Genomic DNA, 16,356 nt, shown 5'->3' with positions numbered 1-16,356 from the left:
CAACGGCAAACTCATTCTCAGTAAACGGGAGGTCTGGTACCGAAAACCGTGAGATGAAAACCCGTTTTATCCATGGGAATGATGTCGCTATACAAGGCCTCCTCTGCGTCCTCGCTACGATACAACTCAACCTCTTTGTTCTGAATTCCGGGCTCTACGATTTCTCCCATCAAAATCTCACCGCTGAGCGTTGTGTGTATCTGCGGCTGTGGCTGGGTAACAACCACATGGCTTGGAGAAGTCGGAGGCTTCTGACCAATAGCGGTCTGCGGAGGCTTGTTGGGGATAACTGCAACTTGCGGCTTCGGAGGAACGCGGCCTCCCTGCTGATGCGTAACTTTCACAGGGGTCAAGTTAGTTGCGCCTGTCGGTACTTGTGAAGTCACGCTTGGCTTTGACAGCTGTTGAGGATTTGGCAGCGTCTGAGAAACCTGCTGCTGCACCTTTACAGGCTGTGGCTGAACCTGCGGAATCTGTTGCGGTATCGCCTGCGGTATTGCCTGCGGCTGAGGCTGGGGAACCTGCCCCGGTACCTGCGACGGCACCTGCATCGGCTGGGGCACCTGCTGCGGTATCGCCTGGGGTATTGCCTGCGGCTGAGGCTGGGGAACCTGCCCCGGTACCTGCGACGGCACCTGCATCGGCTGGGGCACCTGCTGCGGTATCGCCTGGGGTATTGCCTGCGGCTGAGGCTGGGGAACCTGCCCCGGTACCTGCGACGGCACCTGCATCGGCTGGGGCACCTGCTGTGGTATCGCCTGAGGTATCGCCTGTGGCTGCGGCTGCGGAACCTGGCCCGGCACCTGAGGTGGTACCTGAGGCGGCACCTGCATGGGCTGCGGCGTCTGCTGCGGTATTGGCTGGGGTATCGCCTGTGGCTGGGGCTTCGGAACCTGCGGTGCTTGCGGCTGTGGCGGAATTAGAGACGCAGGGATCAAAGCAACCATAGGCTGGCTGCCGCTCGTTACAGAACCAAGAGGCTGATTTCCTACACTACTTGGCGTCTGTCCGCCCCCGCTGATACCCAAGCCTGTTTGCGAGGCTTGGGGGCTTAGTCCCGTATGCCCCTGGCACTGCCATGAACTCGAATGCTTGCAGTTAGCAGCGGCAAACAGATCAGTGGCACAGACCGCAGAGAAAAACAGAATTGGCAATGTTTTATACATCAGTTATTCCTAAAAATAGTAGATGGCCTGAATCCATGCGCGGTAGACACTGTCAGAACCATCGGTCGCTTCACCAGTAATGGGGTTGCGCGCGTCGTTATCCCCAAGCTGCCTGCCAATTGATCCCCGCAGTATCAGCCCAGAATCCCAGGTCTGCGTCGCGCTCAATCCCCAGGATTGCAGCACGATGTTATTTTTGATTAACGGGTTTTCGCCCTCCCAACCATCCCAGGTCTGGTCAAACAGTTGAGCCCATCCGGCGGTATAAAATGCAGACGCCTGAAACGCACCGCCCCATGGCAAGCCATAAAAGTCACGTCGCAGGTCAGTATGTAGATTTACGCCGTGATCGCCGCTCGCCTCGCCCGTTGGATACCCGGGAACGCTAAAGGGACCACCAACAAAAAACTTTTGTGAAGAGTCGAGGTTTGCACTGGCCCACTGACCGCTAAGAGACACATTGGTCGACCAGTTACCCCCCACATGCTGCAACCGGGAGACTTGAAAGTTGACTCGCGCAAAGCTGCCGTCAGTGCCGACATTAGCTTCGTCGAAAGCCTTAAAAGCCTCACCGCCCTCTATATCTACCTCACCCGCCGTAACGCCCAAAGAGTAGTAAGTGGTTCCGTTCGGCCAGCGATCACCATCACTATCGCCAGTAATACTTGCCGTTAAGGTATGAACGTCACGCTCAGCGAGTAATAAACCCTGCGCACCGTCATCTTCCAGACTTAGATAGGCGTATTCGAGCCGACCCGATGCGTTACTGTGACGTGTTCGTTTAAATGGGTAGCTTGCAAAGAGACGCAAGGACCCTGCCTGGCCTTCACTTCCAAGAGCCCGAAACTGCTTACCCAAATCATACTCAAGGTAGTCAGCGCTCGCCCCAATACGCAAGCCTGATCCCGATACCGGCAAGCTGTAATCCACAAATACATAATTGGAGTCAGACCCTGTGGTGACTCCCCGAAACGTTAGTTGATCGCCATTACCCGACGGACTGTTGAGATACAGTGTGGTTCCAATTCGCGCCTCGCCCGTGTAGTAGCTTCCAAAATTATCGATATCAATGTTGCCTGAGACTCGCGGCGTGTTTTCCATGCGCATGAGAAATCGTGCTTCACCAACTTCCTGCCCTGGATAAATCACAGAATGCGATGTCACACCAGGGAGATCGTCCGTCAATAAAATCGCACGCTCCACGTCGTCTCGATGCAATGCGCTGCCTGTTTGTAGACTACTTGCCAAGATGCTCTGAACAAGCTGCGCATCAACATGATCACCATCGCCAGCGTCCAGCTCGACACCGCCCTCTTCCAGAACTCCCTCGTACACATGAAGAGTGACAATGCCGTCTTCGATAGCCTGAGGCGGAATGTAAACCTCTGCGGTAAACAAACCCATACTGCGGTAATGCGCTCTCAGCGTGTTTGCGGCTTCATGCAACTCATTGGTAAAGAGCTCTCTGTGCGAGAATGGGGCAAGTATGTTCCCAAGCTCCGTGTCCGTGAGCGATGAATTGCCATAAACAACAAAGTGAGTGACATCCACTCGTTCACCCGAGGGCTGCTGCGATTGTGCCGGCCGCTCAATCAATGGCTCTACAGACTTTCTTGGTTGCGGCTGCAATCGCTCGCGCCGGGTATCCTGGTAGATCAGTCCGGACGTTGGATACTGCGCGTGCGATAACGCACTAAACGTCACTGTCGCAAGTAAGGCGAGAAACAAACCGCTTCGTGAATCCATGTTTAAGATATAAACCCCTGCACTATTATTGTTGGATAGGGCCATAGATGTGGGCCTCGCATTACGGTCATCATAATGGACGCACTGTTTTCCCGGCAACCAATACAAATGGTGCTCGACGGCTATGGCCCACACCTTTGTGCAGGACATCTGTCATTATTTTTTTTGGGCGGTCTTCAGAAACTTGAATTAATGAACACCGGCAGCCCCGTTGATGATGAAGCGCCTAAAAACACCTTCGGTTAGGCGTAGCAAGTTGGTAGCATCAATCCATCAACAGTAAACGGATCGATGTTATGGCTCTTTTCGCAAAACCCATACTGAGAATGACGGCTGTGTTGGCGGCCCTGCTTCCCGTCATAACGATTGCCGCAGACTGGCAAACGGAGGTCGACCAACGAGTCCAGAATGTGAATGACAAGGTCATCGAGCTTCGCCATCACTTTCATGCCTACCCGGAGCTCAGCAATCAGGAATTTAAGACCGCTCAAAAGATCGCCGCAGAACTCTCCGCGCTCGGGTTTGATGAGGTACAGACCGGCGTAGCCGGAACTGGTGTTATCGGCATTTTGAAAGGCTCAAAACCGGGTCCTACCGTTGCACTCAGAGCAGATATGGATGCTCTGCCCGTCACCGAGAAAACGGGCCTGCCCTTTGCATCCACGGTGACCACCGAGTGGCGCGGCACGGAAACCGGAGTGATGCATGCCTGTGGGCATGATGCCCATATGGCGATTTTATTGGGCGCAGCTGAGGTGCTCGCCGGCATTCGGGATCAGATTCCCGGAAAAATCAAATTCATTTTTCAGCCCGCGGAAGAAGGCCCAGGTGGAGCTGATGTGATGGTCGCCGAAGGCGTGTTGCGCGATACGGGCGCAATTTTTGGTCTCCACGTATTTCCAGCCCCCGCGGGGATGATCATGTATAAGCCCGAGGGCTTTATGGCAGCTGCGGACACTTTCAGCGTGGTTGTTAAGGGTGTTCAAACCCACGGCTCTATGCCATGGAAGGGCGTTGACCCCATCGCCGTTTCGGCTCAAATCATCAACAACCTTCAGACTATTGTCAGCCGTCAAATCGATGTTTCAAAAGCACCTGCGGTCGTGAGCATCGGCTCAATCAACGGCGGCAATAGGAACAACATCATTCCGGAAGAAGTGGTTATGTCCGGGACAATTCGAACCCTGGACATGGCTATGCGCGCCGACGTTCACGAACGTATCAAGCGCACGGTAAAGCTCACTGCCGAAAGCTTTGGCGCAACGGCCGAGGCGACTATACCCGACGGTGTACCCGTCACCGCCAACGACGTTGAGCTGACTCGGCAAATGGCTCCTGTGTTAAAACGCGCAGCCGCAGACGGAAACGCCCAACTTGTCAAACCCATTATGGGTGCAGAAGATTTTTCCTTCTTTGCTAACGAAATCCCGGCATTGTTTTTTGGCCTGGGTGTCGCCGCTGACGGCGAAGTCGACGGTGCGGCAAATCATTCGCCGTACTTCTATGTGAATGACAAGGCGCTTAGCCATGGCGTAAAAGCAATGAGCAGCCTCGCCCTTGAGTGGCTGCATTCACAACAGTGAGCCTGAGCGTGAAGCAACAACCGCACAGGAAGCGTATGTAGATTCAATTTTTTTAAATCAACTTAACAAGCGACATTTTATGACTGACGACCAACTGCAAGCCCTCAAGATCGCCTTTACCTACATGCCACAGGCCATCGAAGTAACGCGATACGAGTACGGCGATCGTTACACGGTAATTCTCGAGCATATCGAGACCGTCAGAGCGGCACTCCTGGAGCTGGGTATTGACCCCGATGAAGTCGGCGGAGAAATCAATCCGGAGCTATCGCCCAACTCTTCCTACTGAATCGGGGCGATAACACCAATTACCGCAGCTAGACCCTCACTCACACAATCCGCTTGCGAATGCGAATGCCATCCCAACAATGACGGGTTTAGACTGTGCGGAGCGAACACTCAAAGCATTGAAAGACAAGGATCATCCATGAAGTTTTGGGGCGAAGCACATACACGCAATCTAACACCCGTGGGCGTTACGTTACTTGCAATAGCGCTGCCTGTCGCCTCCCAGACCATTGATACCAATCGTCCGGGTTTCACCTTTGCGCCTACCGTGGTTCCACACCAAAAACTGCAGTTTGAGGGAGGCATAGGGTACGACAAGTATTCTGATAGCGTGTCGGCTCCCCGGGCCGAGCTGCGCTACGGTGCCGCTCGGGGCGTGGAGCTCTTTGTAAGTTCGCTCAACTGGGATGACGGCGATCGCGCCGACCTGGCAATGGGCACCAAGCTGGCTATCGATACCCTGTCTAATACAACACAGATGGCCCTGCTGCTTCAGGTGTCAGCACCGACCGGCGACAGCAATATCAGCAGTGATCGCTGGGATCCCAGCGCAGCTTTTATCTGGGCGCACAGCGGCGCATTGTCCCTTGCGGGAACAGCCAGAGTGACACAGCTAGGCAACGGCGTGCAGTTCGATAACGGTCTCAAGCTCATCTTACCGTCGCCAGATCGGCGCGCTGCGTTTGTGGAGTGGGAGCTCAACTGGCGCGAGGGAGGCGATGCTGCCCACTGGCTGAACGGCGGTTACCAATGGTTGCTGTCCGATCGCTTTCAACTGGATGTAAACGCCGGTCTTGGACTCAACGACGAGGCTGGGGATTATCGCGTTGGACTGGGGTTGTCGCGGCTTTTTTAGGTGACCGAAGTCCCGAGTCTGGCCCACCCGGCACTTCTATATTGCGCAGAAACATAGCTACATGCTTACGCAAATACCGTCACCATTTGCCGGCCTTTGGCAACGCAGTTGCCCTGCGTGTTCCATATTGTCATGTCCTGAGTAGAGTGGCCGCCAGTCGCAAATTCAGAGCGGGACTCCAAGAGCCACCAACCATTCTCGGTTTCGGGTGTGTCATCAAAAAAATCGACCATCCAGGTCATTGAGGAGAGCGGGGAGAAACCGTCCAGCGTTGTTGCTATAGCCGGCGGTAATGCATCCGCCAGGCACAGCAGCGCCAGCGGATGGTCTCGAGACGCGGGATCGCGATGCCGTACCCAGGACATCACCCGAGGCTCCCGGCAGTTTGCGAAGGGAATGGTATCGCTCGCCCAATGGAATTCAAGGTGACGGGTGAACTGGGGTGCGCCCTCGCGAAATTCGGGCGCCTGCGTGTCAGGCGAAGGTGGCGCCACCGGCGCTGTAGGACCCTCTTGATTCAATACGCTCTGTCGAGCGGCCGAAAACGTAAACAGGGCTTCGACGCCGGGCCCCTGCGCACTGCTCAGGCTGGACCGAATGCTTGAGGTATTGCGCCCCACACGAAGCGCTTCTGCGTGCACCGTGACTTTTCCAGAGCTTGGTCCTACAAAGCCGATGAACGCGCTGCGCAGTGGCCGTGTCGGTTCCAGCTCCTGAGCTGCCTTAAGGCACAGTGCGGCGGTTAGCCCTCCATAGCCGGTCCGTCCCTGGGTCCAGTCTGGCGGGATTTCGGTCGTCAATGATGATCCGGATGTAGCGATACTCTCTGTAATAAGACGAAGCGACATGATCTGGGTCCCAGCGCTAATCTGACTGACGGACCGACTCGATCCAGTTGTCTACCTTGGTTTGCAGTACGGCCATCGGCAACGGGCCAGAGCCCAGCACCACATCGTGGAAGGCGCGAATATCAAATGCGTCGCCGAGTTCGCTTTCGGCCCGTGCGCGATATTCCTGAATCTTGAGCATACCGATCTTGTACGCCGTAGCCTGCCCCGGGTTATTAAAGTAGCGCCGAACCTCCGAGCGAACGGACAACTCCGGTCGTGAGGAGTTTGCCAGCGCATACTGAACAGCCTCCTCTTCAGACCAGCCTTTGGCGTGAATGCCGGTATCCACCACCAGGCGCACGGCGCGCCAGATTTCACCCGATAAGCGGCCAAAGTCCGCGTAAGGATCCTCATAGCCTCCCATCTCTTTACCCAGCAGTTCTGAGTAGAGTCCCCAGCCCTCGCTAAATGCGGTGTATCGAGCATAGGCACGAAACTGCGGGATGTTATCCAGCTCCTGCTGAATGGAGATTTGCATATGGTGACCCGGTACTCCCTCGTGATAAGACAGATTCTCCAGCCGGTTTACTGCCACTGCGCGCATGTCCGCAAGGTGCGCATAAAATGTCCCCGGGCGTGAACCATCGGGAGTGCCGCGGGCATAGTGCGCCGACCCACCGGCCTGTTCACGAAAAGCCTCTACACGCCTGACCTGCAGCCCGGCTTTTGGCAGAATCCCAAAATAATCCGGCAACTTTGCATACATAGCCTTGAGATACTGGTCCGCGAGATCAAGATACGCCTGACGGCCCTCATCGGTGTTAGGCAAAAAGAATTGATCGTCCTCGCGCAGGAAGTTGAAAAACTCCTGCAGGGACCCTTCGAATCCCACCTGCCGTTTAATGCCCTCCATCTCGTTCTGAATGCGGGCAACTTCCCTGGCGCCGGTCTGATAAATCTCCTCGGCAGTCAACGGTAGCGTCGTCATGGTGGACAGTCTGGCAGCGTAATAAGCCTCACCGTTCGGCAGCGACCACGCGCCCTGAGCCTCCTCGCTGACATTCGGAAAATCAGCAACCAGCCAGGCTCGGATTTCTTGGTAGGCGGGCTTCAGTTCGCCCAGCAACGCTGCGCGAGCAGCCTGACTCAACTCGTCCGCACGCTTAGCGTCAATGATGGCCGCTTCGAGCAAAGCAGCGAGCTTGCCACTGATATCCGCCCACAGAGCAGAGCTATCACCGTCGCTAAAGGGTTCGCCGGTAATCACACGATCAATTTCCGAAATGGCGCGCTCATAATCAAAATACGGCGCCCTGATGCCCTCCTCCGCGGCGAGTTGAGCGCGCACCAGATACTGTCGTAGATACCGGCCCGACTGCCGAAGTCGGGAAACATAATCCTGCATATCCGACTCACTGGAGACCTCGTGATAATTAATCAGATTGTTGGGGAATCGAGACTGGGGCCCATTGCGACCAAAAATGAACCGATGCCGCTGGAAGGGTTGGCTCCATTCCTGACGCTCCAACTGATACTCCCGCAGATCCCAGGAGCGCTGCGCCTCCTCATCCAGCGCCGCACGCTGAAATTCGGACTGCATACGGGCTACGCTGTCACGCCGCCACTGCAGCTGGCTGGCCAGCGCAGACTCCGAGACATCGTCCAACTCGCCGTGTGCACTCTTGTCACCACGCCGGCTCTTGCTCAATGGGCTAAAGTCCGTCTCGACGTGATATTCCTTGTCGAGCCAGTTGTTAAAACGCCGGGTTTCTGCAGCGACAGGGCCAAGCGGCGCAGCCGCCTCCTGCTGTGTTGACAAGGGAACGTTGCTGTCGCTGCAACCGATGAGCAGCAAGAGCAGCAGACTTGGAGGTAGTCGTAGCATAAAGTCAGACCTTGGATATCTGAACATAATGATTCAGAGCTTCAAAAGAAAACGTGCCAGTCACACACTAAACTCTGTGCTTACTAGACGCCGGGCCGGATTTTACTCGGCCTGCGCTTAACAAAGATACCGGGGATAGCGTTCAAGGCCATCCAAATGCTTTTGACCGGCGCTTACTGCTACCTGCCCGGCGCCGCCTAGCCACCTACCCACTCCGCAGCTATGCTGCAATAACACCCCGGCACCGAGGAATCTGAATGCTGTTTCAAAAACCTGTTCTTTTACTTCTGCTAATTCCCTCCCTTTGTTTGTCACAAACGCCCGACACGGTATTCCTCGAAGACCTGACCTGGACCGAAGTTCGCGCGCTCTTAGATGGGGGCACGGACACCGTCATCATTCCTACCGCAGGTACTGAGCAGAACGGTCCGCATGTGGTGCTGGGTAAACACAAATACAGGATGAACGCGGGAGCAGATGCGATAGCCAGGAAGATGGGCAAGACACTGGTTGCCCCAGTTATCGTTCACGTTCCAGAAGGAGACATCGACCCGCCCTCTGGACACATGTTATTTCCAGGAACCATCTCGATTCCCGAAGAAGTTTTTCAAGCGCTGATTGAACATACGGTAAGAAGCCTCAAAGCGCATGGTTTTAAAAAAATCCTGCTCATTGGCGACAGCGGCGGCAACCAGGCGGGCATGAAAGCCGTGGCGAACAGGCTCAATCACGAATGGCAGTCTGATGGCATATCTGTGCTGCACGTCTCGGCCTGGTACGAAGATCAGGGATACCGCAAGCACCTGGCATCAATGGGGTTCAGTGAGTCTCAAATCGGCGTTCATGCAGGCCTGCACGACACGTCGACGCTTCTTTACATCGCTCCTGAACACGTAAGGGTCGAAGCGATGGAGCCTGGCAAGGGATTCGACATCGATGGCGTCATCGGCGATCCAACACTGGCCACCGCAGAGCTTGGGGAAACGGGATTTAACATGGCCGTGGCTGCCGCGCTCGCCCAGATTGAATCCGAACTCAATTAATAAGGGAGTCCAAAGATGAGTCCCGTGGACTTACCACACTGGCCCCGGGCCCATGGTTCGCCTCTGTTTGCTGCACGACTGCGGAGCATTCCACAGGACTTCCAAGTCACCGAGGAACTCGGCTGGGATTTCAGCGGTGATGGTGAGCACGACTATCTGTGGATCGAAAAGACCGGCGCGAACACAGAGTGGGTCTCACGGCAGCTTGCTTTATATGCGGATGTACCGGCTAAAGACATTGGCTACGCAGGCTTAAAAGATCGGCACGCCGTGACGAGACAGTGGTTTAGTATTCCGCGCTGGAACGCGCCGGCCTGGGATCAGTTCGATGTGCAAGGCGTCCGTATAGTCGATGTTCAAAGACACCAGAGAAAGCTACGCCGCGGCGCACACCGGGCCAACACATTCCAGATCCTACTTCGTGTCGATGAAACGCCTGACACTACTGCGATGGAAGATCGCCTTGCAGTGATTAAAAACGAAGGCGTGCCAAACTACTTTGGAGAGCAGCGTTTCGGGCGTGACGGCGGCAACCTTCGTCTTGCCAACGACTGGGCTGCTGGCAAACGCCTACCTCGTCACAAGCGGAGTCTTGCAATATCCACGGTCAGATCGTTCCTGTTTAACGAAGCGCTCGCCGAACGCGTTCAGGAAGACACGTGGAACGAATTCGTCATCGGTGATCTGGCAAATCTGGACGGCACCGGTAGTGTCTTTGAGGTCCCGGAAATAGACGATGACTTGCTGCGTCGGCGCGATGCAATGGACGTTCACCCGGCTGGCATTCTTGCGGGCGATAGCTCAAACATCGGGCCTGAAAACTGGCAGGCGGCGCTAGACAAGGCCCGCGTTGAACCGGGCTCTCGAAGCTTCCGTCTACCAATTCGAAATCTATCGAGCAAAATCAACGAGGCCGGCGTAACGCTTTCCTTCACTCTGGACAGAGGTAGCTTCGCAACAGCGATGTTACGTGAATTATGTGTAGCTGCGTCATAGCAGTAACTCAAGCTAGGCAAGCCTTTGGCTCAACAGCGGCAATTGCGCGACACGCGTGAACGCGGGAGAATCAAAGTCGTTCGGAAAAATATGACAAACGAATACGCACTCGTGTCCGTTTTGAAAAGCGGCGACCACCGCTAGAGGAACGACTATGATCAAGCTCTATACATTCCCGGAGGCCTTTGGCCTGCGCAACGTCAGCCCCTTCTGTCTGCGGGTGGAGATGGCGCTAGCCCACCTGGGGATGGAGTTTGAGATAGCGCTTGAATCCGATCCCGGAAAATCCCCCAAAGGAAAGCTACCCTTCATTGTTGACGAGGGGCAGACCATTGCTGACTCGGAGCTTATTTTTCAGCATCTGGATCGTAAATCTGGAGGTGCTTTATACGGAAATCTACAGCCGGGAGAATACGGTCAAGGTATGGCGTATACCCGCTTGGTAGATGACCACCTGTACTGGTTAATGGTTGCGAGTCGCTGGCTGGATGACGCCTGGTTTGTAAATGTAAAGAAGGGGTTCTTCAGCGCGTTTCCGTTCGGGCTTCGAACAGTCATCGGAGGACTCGCGCGGCGACAGATGCGTCAGACTTATGTTCTGCACGGCCTCGGTAAACACAGCCTGGAGGAACAGCAGGGGTTTGCCCGGCGCGATCTAGCCGCGTTAGAGGATGCGCTAGATGGAAAAACTCATCTGCTGGGAGAGCGCTTGACGGTATTCGACTTTTCCGTGGTCAGCCTGCTGTCTGGGCTTATCGATAATCAACCAGCCACCTGGATCTCTACTATCGCCCAAGAGTATCCGGGCCTGCGTAGCTACACAGAGAGAATACAAGCTGAGGTTGGCACTTACGCGCGGCTTGTGCCCTGACGGCGACAACCAGCGCTTCATGCGCACGTTCGCAGACGACTTGATGATATCTTTAGGTTTTATAAAAACCCCAGGAACCCTTACATGAATGTTTTCCTCAGTTTAGTTGTGCTCATCGCCGGCTTGAGCAGCGCGACGGTGTCTGTTGCTGACACCACGCTGTACCATATTGTTAGTCAGAAAGAACTGGATACACTGACCCAGGATAATGTCTATTCTCCACTATCCATTGAGCTTGAGGGATATATTCACTTTTCTAAACTCGAACTGATCATGGACTACGCCAACGGCCCTTACCTAGATAGAGAAGTTCTTTTTTTGCTGCAAGTCACTTTTAGTGACGACGACGAATATCTAAGGTGGATCGGTGATAACCCTGATTATTATCGAGGCCTCGACCTGTCTATGGTGGAGCGCAAAGGCGAGTTCACCCGTGATAAAAATGGCTTGTGGGTGCTCCCGGAAATCTTTCAGTAGAACCAAAAAAAAACGCTGCCAGCTGCAACGCAGTCCAGACAGCTCCCTGTCTGTGGCCGCTCTTACTCTGACATCGATACGTAATCAACGCCATCTATCCTTACATAGCGACACCTCGTTTTTATTTTTTAAGCTATCAGTTAATCTAGGCTGTCTTCGTTACAGCAGTAGCCTCATGAGCGAAAAGCGACAGCAACACAAGCTTCTTGAGCGGCAACTAATGCGCCTATACCAGCACCACGGTCTGATTGGAGCCGTCATACTGGTGACCGTGTGCTCGGTCGTGACCTCGGTTGCTATCACGATGGCCGTTTGCTGGCCCTTGTATGCCGGGTCCGAAGGCTACGTGCAGGGCCTGGCCATTCCATTACTTCTCGCTATCGTAGTCCCATCAATTTGCGCCCCGGCTGCCACATTGGTTTTGGTGTGCTTGATGCAGCGCCTGGAAGAAGCCGTTGAGGCTGCAACACGCCTTGCAACGACCGACGTGCTTACAGGAGTTGCAAATCGTCGTGGTTTTTTTCAATCCATTGAACGCCTCGACATCGACTTTCCCGATGCTACAACATGCCTTGTCGGCATTCTCGACTGTGACCGCTTTAAGCAACTCAATGACTCCCTTGGGCATGCAGCGGGAGATGCGGCTCTTATAGAGCTTGCTCGTCGATTACAATCAGCGGTTGAGCGCCATGGCTGCGTCGGCAGGCTTGGCGGCGACGAATTTGGTTTTGTCGTTACAGGGAGCGATACCCTTGTGCGGAACAGAGAGTGCGAAATCGAAGAGCAATGCCAACGCTTCACGATGGATGTACCCGAGTCCAAGCATTCCGTCATGCTCCACAGTAGTATCGGTGCCGTAATGCAAAACCAGGAAGAAACCATAGAGCAGGCCCTCGCGCGAGCAGATCGACAGCTATACGCGACCAAAAGCTCCAATCGCGAACAGAGTGTTCGGGTAGCGGGACGCGTCGTTTAATCAGCACGGCTCAATGCGAGCCTCCGAGCGTACTTCTCCCATGATCGACCCAACCAAAATATTGCTGTTTATACCCACCATGCTGCTGATCTCGGCAACGCCTGGAATGTGTATGACGCTGGCAATGAGTCTTGGCATGAGCGTGGGTTTACGACGCACTGCGTGGATGATGGCAGGAGAGGTCGCAGGCGTGGCCATCGTCTCGACGCTGAGCGGCATCGGTGTCGCAAGCCTAATGCTACGTTATCCGCGTGGGTTTGCCGCGTTCACTCTTTTGGGCGGCTTGTATATGGGCTGGCTCGGGCTTCAGATGTGGCGCTCTCGAGGCAGCATGGCGATACACGCCGAAGCACTGGCAGGTTCAGTCACAGTAAGCCGGCGCTCTCTCATCACTCAGGGTTTTGTTACTGCTATTGCCAACCCAAAGGGCTGGGCGTTTTTTATGGCCCTTCTGCCGCCGTTTTTACTAACCGGCGAACAGCTACTTAATGTGCATTTTGCAATAATTTTGCTGGTGATCATGCTTTCTGAACTGCTTTGCATGACCTTATATGCAGCCGGCGGCAAAGCACTGGGAAAACTCCTGAGACATCGAGGTAACGTCGCTATTATCAACCGCGTTGCAGGCACTCTTATGATTGCCGTTGGCGCCTGGCTCATCTTGCAGGGGCGTTAAATACTTCGTCATGATGTTTCTGTTTAGTGACATACTTCATCGCGTCGAGGCGTGCCGACAGACTCTGCAACTAACGCACTTTTCTTAAAAGGATCTCCTTCATGCAATCTCCCGTTTCTGGCTATACCCACTCCCTTCGCAGTCTAGCCGCCATACTGAAAACGGCCGCGACTCACTGTGACGACCGGAGCATTGATCCAGACGTTTTACTCAACGCCAGGCTCTTTCCTGACATGCTGAACCTGATCCGTAACGTCTTGATCGCCTGTGATACGGCAAAGGGCCTTGCAGCCAGGCTGTCGCAAACTGAGAACCCTGTTTTTGAAGACTCAGAGGCGAGCTTCGAAGAACTTCAGGAACGCATCAACAAAACCATAGCGTTTATGGAGTCAGTGCCGGAAGCCGGGTTTGAGGGAGCCGAGGAACGAGAGGTTGTTCTGAAGTTCGGGCCCGAAGAAGCAAGGTTTATGGGTTCTACCTATCTCAGTAATTTTGCCGCGCCGAACTTTTATTTCCATATGTCCACGGCCTATAACATTCTGCGTCACAACGGCGTAGAAATCGGCAAGCGGGACTTTCTCGGGGCTGCTTAGCGAAAGCCGGTTAGTCAGTAATGAGCAAAATAATTGCGAGCCCTGTACAGCGACAACCAGGCCATGACTGATACATTCGTTTTTGCGGCGCCGGAGGCATCTCATACACTGCCCCTTGTTTTCGACTCACCTCACAGCGGACAGCTTTTTCCATCGGACTTTGTGTCTCGCGTTCAACCCGAGCAGCTGCTTACTGGCTGCGACCTGTTTGTAGATGACCTTTGGGAAAGCGTGCCGGCCGTTGGAGGACACCTGCTGTCCGCACGGTACTCTCGCATGTACGTTGATCTGAATCGTGCGCCTGACGACATAGACCCTCTCCTACTGGAGGGCCCCTTAGAGGGAATCAATCCCACAGCCTATAGCGAGCGTGGCATGGGCCTGATACGCCGACTCGCCTTGCCCGACGTGCCCATGTACGACTCTCGGTTTTCACTTTCGCAGATACACACTCGAATTCACGAGTATCACAAACCCTACCACCAACAACTCAAATCAACGCTGGACGCGCTGCATGAGCGATTTTCTGGCGTTTGGCACATTGACTGTCATTCCATGAAGTCCCGAGGCAACCGCATGAACATTGACAGTGGAGCTCTGCGCCCAGATGTGGTGCTCGGCGATAACGATGGCCACAGCGCTGGAGCCGACTTCATTGACGTGATTGAGCAAGCGTTTGTCAGGCTTGGGTACAGCGTGGTCCGAAATTCGCCCTACAAAGGCGGATACCTGGTGCGCAACTACGGCGATGTGACTAACAATCGTCACAGCATGCAAATTGAAATCAATCGCGCGCTGTACATGAACGAACAGAAATTCTCGCCCAACGAAAATTACGCGGCGTTCAAAAAAGACTTGTTTACGATAAGCCAACAGATCGCCGACTTCGTTGCGCATACAGCTGCCTGAACCAGATCGGTTAGGCATTAAGTCATCAAACGTAGAACGACTTATGGAACGACTCAAAGACGATAAGAAAGCGCTCAACCCTATCATCATATTGCTGGGCATTCTGCTGCTCGCGATGGGACTGAGCTATGTCTTGGACTCTGGCGAGTTTGAGAGAAATGGCCGGCTCGTAGTGCCCGGCAGCTATCAGGTGCTCGAGAAAGACGTATCCCTTAAGGCCCTGTTTGATACCGGCGTCGAAGCAGAAATTCACTCCGCGAAACCTGTAAGTCTCTCGGGGGTGCTTTTATCCATTCCCGAGGGGCTGGAGAGAGGCTCGGGACTCATTTTTATGGTTCTGATCATCGGAGGAATGTTCGGTGTTCTACGCGACTCCGGAACCATTGATGCCGGACTAGAGCGCTTACTGGGACTGGTTAAGGGCAATGTCTATGTTCTCGTGGTTTTGCTGATGACCGTCTTCTCAGCCGGCAGCTCTTTCTTGGGTCTCGCCTCAGAGTATCTGCTGGTAATTCCTTTGATGGTAGCTATGGCTAAAAGGCTCGGGCTCTCGCCTATCATTGGCTTTGCCATAGTCACCATATCGGTTAAGGCCGGCTATCTTGCTTCGGTAACTAACCCATTGCCACTAACTATCGCCCAGCCCCTGGTAAATCTACCGATTTTCAGCGGCGCCCTGGTGCGCTTTTATTTTTATCTGGTTTTTCTGACTCTTGGCATTGGGTTTCTTTGTTATGTCATCCGAGGGCACGCCCGTTCGACGAACGTCGATCTGGGGTTCTCGGGCTCGGCACTAAGTATCCGGCATTTATCCATGCTTTTAATTCTGCTCGGAGGCATCGGCGGACTGGTCTTCGCTTCGACGCAGTGGGGCTGGAAACATCAGTCACTCAGCGCCTACTACATTGCCTTAAGCCTGATCTTGGCGGCGTGCAGCGGATTAGGACTTAATGGATCCGCTGATGCTTTTGTCGCCGGCATGAAAAAAGTACTGCTGGCAAGCTTTTTGATTGGTGTGGCTTCGGCCGTCGCCATCACATTAGAAAAAGGGAAAATCCTCGATTCAGTAGTACATAGCCTGGTATTAATAATCGGGCAGGACAATCCCGGCATCTCCGCCCTGGGCATGTTCTTTTGTCAGCTGTTATTGGATTTTTTAATCCCCTCTACCTCGGGGCAGGCCGCTGTGAGCATGCCAATCATGGGGCCCATTGGCCAGCTCTCAGGGGTGTCGCCACAAACCACTGTCGTAGCCTTTTTGTTTGGTAACGGCATAACCAACATGCTCACCCCGACCTCGGGCACCTTGCTGGCTTATCTTGCAACAGCGGAAGTGAGCTGGAGCAGTTGGGCGAGGTTTATCTTGCCGTTGTGGGCGATATACATTGTTACGGCTATGGCCTTACTGTTGCTCTGCGTACAGCTGGGCTATTGATGCGTAAATACTCACCACATTTCGAG

Annotated in this window: 17 protein-coding genes; 13 read left to right on the top strand and 4 right to left on the bottom strand. The window is 54.2% G+C overall.

Annotated elements, in window-relative coordinates:
• Window positions 1–17: 17 nt before the first annotated feature.
• Window positions 18–1,166: a hypothetical protein gene (locus R0135_RS14070; protein ID WP_407347553.1), complete on the bottom strand. Its 1,149-nt coding sequence runs from the start codon at window positions 1,164–1,166 to the stop codon at window positions 18–20.
• Window positions 1,167–1,175: 9 nt separating this feature from the next.
• Entirely contained in the window at window positions 1,176–2,912 is a 1,737-nt protein-coding gene (locus tag R0135_RS14065; RefSeq protein ID WP_407347552.1) for a ShlB/FhaC/HecB family hemolysin secretion/activation protein, read from the bottom strand.
• A 75-nt stretch (window positions 2,913–2,987) separates the two neighbouring features.
• Between R0135_RS14065 and R0135_RS14060 the strand changes: the two genes are divergently transcribed.
• The 4 genes from R0135_RS14060 (at window position 2,988) to R0135_RS14045 (ending at window position 5,639) form a co-directional block, all read left to right on the top strand.
• On the top strand, window positions 2,988–3,158 hold the full coding sequence (locus R0135_RS14060; RefSeq protein WP_407347551.1) for a hypothetical protein: 171 nt from the start codon (window positions 2,988–2,990) through the stop codon (window positions 3,156–3,158).
• Between the two features lie 50 nt (window positions 3,159–3,208).
• Complete coding sequence (locus R0135_RS14055; protein WP_407347550.1) at window positions 3,209–4,495, top strand: amidohydrolase; 1,287 nt, start codon at window positions 3,209–3,211, stop codon at window positions 4,493–4,495.
• Between the two features lie 79 nt (window positions 4,496–4,574).
• Window positions 4,575–4,784, top strand: a complete 210-nt coding sequence (locus R0135_RS14050) for a penicillin-binding protein (protein ID WP_407347549.1) — start codon at window positions 4,575–4,577, stop codon at window positions 4,782–4,784.
• 138 nt (window positions 4,785–4,922) lie between these two features.
• A complete protein-coding gene (locus tag R0135_RS14045; protein ID WP_407347548.1) occupies window positions 4,923–5,639 on the top strand; it encodes a transporter in 717 nt (238 codons plus the stop codon).
• Window positions 5,640–5,704: 65 nt separating this feature from the next.
• On the opposite strand, the gene R0135_RS14040 is transcribed toward R0135_RS14045, so the two are convergent.
• Together R0135_RS14040 and R0135_RS14035 are read right to left on the bottom strand one after the other, a co-directional pair.
• Complete coding sequence (locus R0135_RS14040; protein WP_407347547.1) at window positions 5,705–6,487, bottom strand: thioesterase family protein; 783 nt, start codon at window positions 6,485–6,487, stop codon at window positions 5,705–5,707.
• Between the two features lie 16 nt (window positions 6,488–6,503).
• Window positions 6,504–8,354 (bottom strand): DUF885 domain-containing protein, encoded by a 1,851-nt coding sequence (locus R0135_RS14035; protein WP_407347546.1) that lies wholly within the window; start codon window positions 8,352–8,354, stop codon window positions 6,504–6,506.
• Window positions 8,355–8,611: 257 nt separating this feature from the next.
• Here R0135_RS14035 and R0135_RS14030 point away from each other — a divergent pair, with 257 nt between their 5' ends.
• From R0135_RS14030 to R0135_RS13990, 9 genes are all read left to right on the top strand, one after another.
• On the top strand, window positions 8,612–9,397 hold the full coding sequence (locus tag R0135_RS14030; protein WP_407347545.1) for a creatininase family protein: 786 nt from the start codon (window positions 8,612–8,614) through the stop codon (window positions 9,395–9,397).
• Between the two features lie 15 nt (window positions 9,398–9,412).
• Complete coding sequence (gene truD / locus R0135_RS14025; protein WP_407347544.1) at window positions 9,413–10,393, top strand: tRNA pseudouridine(13) synthase TruD; 981 nt, start codon at window positions 9,413–9,415, stop codon at window positions 10,391–10,393.
• A gap of 154 nt (window positions 10,394–10,547) precedes the next feature.
• Window positions 10,548–11,264, top strand: coding sequence for a Tom37 metaxin N-terminal-like domain-containing protein (locus R0135_RS14020; protein WP_407347543.1), 717 nt, complete (start codon window positions 10,548–10,550; stop codon window positions 11,262–11,264).
• Between the two features lie 84 nt (window positions 11,265–11,348).
• Window positions 11,349–11,741 (top strand): DUF952 domain-containing protein, encoded by a 393-nt coding sequence (locus R0135_RS14015; protein ID WP_407347542.1) that lies wholly within the window; start codon window positions 11,349–11,351, stop codon window positions 11,739–11,741.
• A gap of 175 nt (window positions 11,742–11,916) precedes the next feature.
• Window positions 11,917–12,717, top strand: coding sequence for a GGDEF domain-containing protein (locus tag R0135_RS14010; RefSeq protein WP_407347541.1), 801 nt, complete (start codon window positions 11,917–11,919; stop codon window positions 12,715–12,717).
• A 40-nt stretch (window positions 12,718–12,757) separates the two neighbouring features.
• The gene (locus R0135_RS14005) at window positions 12,758–13,393 is read left to right on the top strand and encodes a LysE family translocator (RefSeq protein WP_407347540.1); all 636 of its coding nucleotides are present in this window, start codon (window positions 12,758–12,760) and stop codon (window positions 13,391–13,393) included.
• Window positions 13,394–13,494: 101 nt separating this feature from the next.
• Entirely contained in the window at window positions 13,495–13,986 is a 492-nt protein-coding gene (locus R0135_RS14000) for a DUF1993 family protein (RefSeq protein ID WP_407347539.1), read from the top strand.
• A 63-nt stretch (window positions 13,987–14,049) separates the two neighbouring features.
• Window positions 14,050–14,895 carry an N-formylglutamate amidohydrolase gene (locus tag R0135_RS13995; protein WP_407347538.1) on the top strand — a complete coding sequence of 282 codons (846 nt, stop codon included), beginning with the start codon at window positions 14,050–14,052 and terminating at the stop codon, window positions 14,893–14,895.
• Window positions 14,896–14,938: 43 nt separating this feature from the next.
• Window positions 14,939–16,330: a Na+/H+ antiporter NhaC family protein gene (locus R0135_RS13990; RefSeq protein ID WP_407347537.1), complete on the top strand. Its 1,392-nt coding sequence runs from the start codon at window positions 14,939–14,941 to the stop codon at window positions 16,328–16,330.
• The last annotated feature ends 26 nt before the right edge of the window (window positions 16,331–16,356 follow it).

It is taken from the genome of Congregibacter variabilis (genome assembly GCF_045689235.1).
GTDB classification, from domain to species: Bacteria; Pseudomonadota; Gammaproteobacteria; order Pseudomonadales; family Halieaceae; genus Congregibacter; species Congregibacter variabilis.
Note: the sequence above shows the minus strand (reverse complement) of the source record. Positions and strands in the feature narration are given on the sequence as shown.